At 51.9% G+C, this 2,017-nt stretch carries 2 protein-coding genes; both read right to left on the bottom strand.

Annotation, left to right across the window (positions count from 1 at the left end; translation table 11 throughout):
* Window positions 1-158 (bottom strand): DUF1153 domain-containing protein (locus AYR66_RS28020; protein WP_141104365.1); only part of this gene is annotated, 158 nt, incomplete at its 3' end.
* Between the two features lie 351 nt (window positions 159-509).
* On the bottom strand, window positions 510-1,793 hold the full coding sequence (locus AYR66_RS28010; RefSeq protein WP_170942403.1) for a tyrosine-type recombinase/integrase: 1,284 nt from the start codon (window positions 1,791-1,793) through the stop codon (window positions 510-512).
* Window positions 1,794-2,017 lie beyond the last annotated feature (224 nt).

Genomic DNA, 2,017 nt, shown 5'->3' with positions numbered 1-2,017 from the left:
CGGCCTTCTTCCACCCATTCCTCGACCTCAGATGGGGGCAAGTCGTACGTCCGGCTCGCCTCCGCTACGCTGGTCTTGCCCTGGATGATCTCGGTCACCAACGCCGCTTTACGCTTGGCTGTCCATCGTTTGAATTCTTCTTCCATTACCGTGCTCATGTGACTTCCTTACAGAATTATCACCTGAGCAGGTTTTCAGTGGGTCATTACAGAAATGCGCACGCGACACCCGGCGGACAACTCGCCCGCAGTGAACGCTTCCATTTTCAGCGCCAGCACTATCGCAGCAGATGAGGGGATGCGTTCGATCAATTCCAATAGCAGCATGAAAGCGAATAGTGCTAGGGTTGATCCGAGCAGGTACTATAGTCCCGGTCTCACCAGGGAAGACTGGCCGTAGCCGATCACCGACCAGATGAGTCTCAGTCCACATTCAAGGAAGCACTCGAAAAGAGGCTCCAATTTCAGTGAACGTCAACATCCGCAGTCCATTCGGCCTGATAGGCTCCGTTAGTAGTTCATCACCTCGAGCAGTGCGCTTAGCGCTTGGTTCACATGCGAGTTCTTCAGGTCCCGAAGAAGGTCGTCGTTGTGGAAGCGAATGACGAGATGTACGTAGTATTTATAGGTCGTTCCTACATCCTCGTGACCGAGCATTCTGCGAAGCCTGTCATCTACCGACGGATCGTATTGGTACGGTCTGCCAAGGAGCTTGTTGCGCTTGAGGTGCTCGTAGACGAAATATGTTGCGCAGGAGTGACGCAGCATCCTCGGTGTGTACTTCCGCCCTGTGAATCCGTGCCCAGCAACACCAAGGGGCAAGGCACGAGACTTCTGAACGGCCTTGCTAAACGCATGGCGCAGCCTGTCGGCGTTGACGATCTCCCCATTGGCAGCAAGGAACAGTGCGCTGTTGCTCGGGCTTATGCCATATTTTGCGAAATGCAGATCGGCGCGCTCGCGGCGCACTGGGATGTAAAGCTCGCATATGGCTCGCCACAGCAAGCCAGGGAATTGAATTGACCGGTGCTTGCCTTTAGAACGGAACCAATACGTGATCTCCTGCTGGTCAAGATCATCAGGTATTTCATCAGCATCGTACGGAATAAATCCGTTGTTCTGTTCTTTCCCCCGGTACGGAAGCTGGAATAGGTCGCGCGGCCGAAGTCCAGTAACCCATAATATTGTAGCGATGATCTGGTAAACGATGTCGTTCATCGCAGCCAAGATGATCTTGTGATTGCGCTCCGTCACGAACATCTCCACCTCTTGCTCGTGCAGCGCCTTTTTACCCATTGGTGTATCAAAGTCGAGCCTCGTCACTTCGATCGAGGACCTCACATGGGCGAGCATAAGTTGGTCTTTTAATGCCAACTGAATCTTATGCCTGACTGCGTCTGAGTCAAGATCGAAGAAATGGCGGTATTCATTCTTACGCGCCCACGTGTAGAACGAACCGATGCATCTGCAGTAGTATTCAATGGTCTTCCCGTCGATTCCGGTACATAACGAATCGATATACTTGGTAAAAATATCCTCATCGACCATTGCCCATTGATTGCAACCGTAGTTGTTGTCGTCAAGCCACTGGAGGAATCTCTTCATCACGTAGCAATATTGCTTCAGCGTCTCATTGGAACGCGAGCGTTTTCTTGCCACAGATCCCATGATCCACTGAGAGGGGGCTTCAAGGACTCGGTGATGGTCGTCCAGGAAAATGGGCATTGAAGTATCAGCTTGGTTATCTTGCGATACTCTCTTCGCGCCGTTCGCGAAGCGAAGTTGAGCCATCATTTCTCTCCGTTGCCTGTTGACGTTCACTGAAAATTGACCCACTTTCCGCAGTAGTTTTCATCCAAATTTGACCCACGTGATTCAATCGCCTGCTCAATAAATGGGCAGGAGGACGAGGAGTGATCACAGTGGGCATGTTTGCCAAGATCAGGCGGATGCATTTCCGCGAGAAGCTCTCCATACGAGAGATCGAACGGCGCACGAATCTGTCGCGCAATACGATC

Origin of the sequence: Noviherbaspirillum denitrificans, assembly GCF_002211445.1 — a bacterium.
Taxonomy (GTDB): Bacteria; Pseudomonadota; Gammaproteobacteria; order Burkholderiales; family Burkholderiaceae_D; genus Noviherbaspirillum; species Noviherbaspirillum denitrificans.
Note: the sequence above shows the minus strand (reverse complement) of the source record. Positions and strands in the feature narration are given on the sequence as shown.

Excerpts from the sequence above, each read along its gene's own strand:
- AYR66_RS28010 (WP_170942403.1), bottom strand. The coding sequence starts at position 1,793 with ATGATGGCTCAACTTCGCTTCGCGAACGGCGCGAAGAGAGTATCGCAA.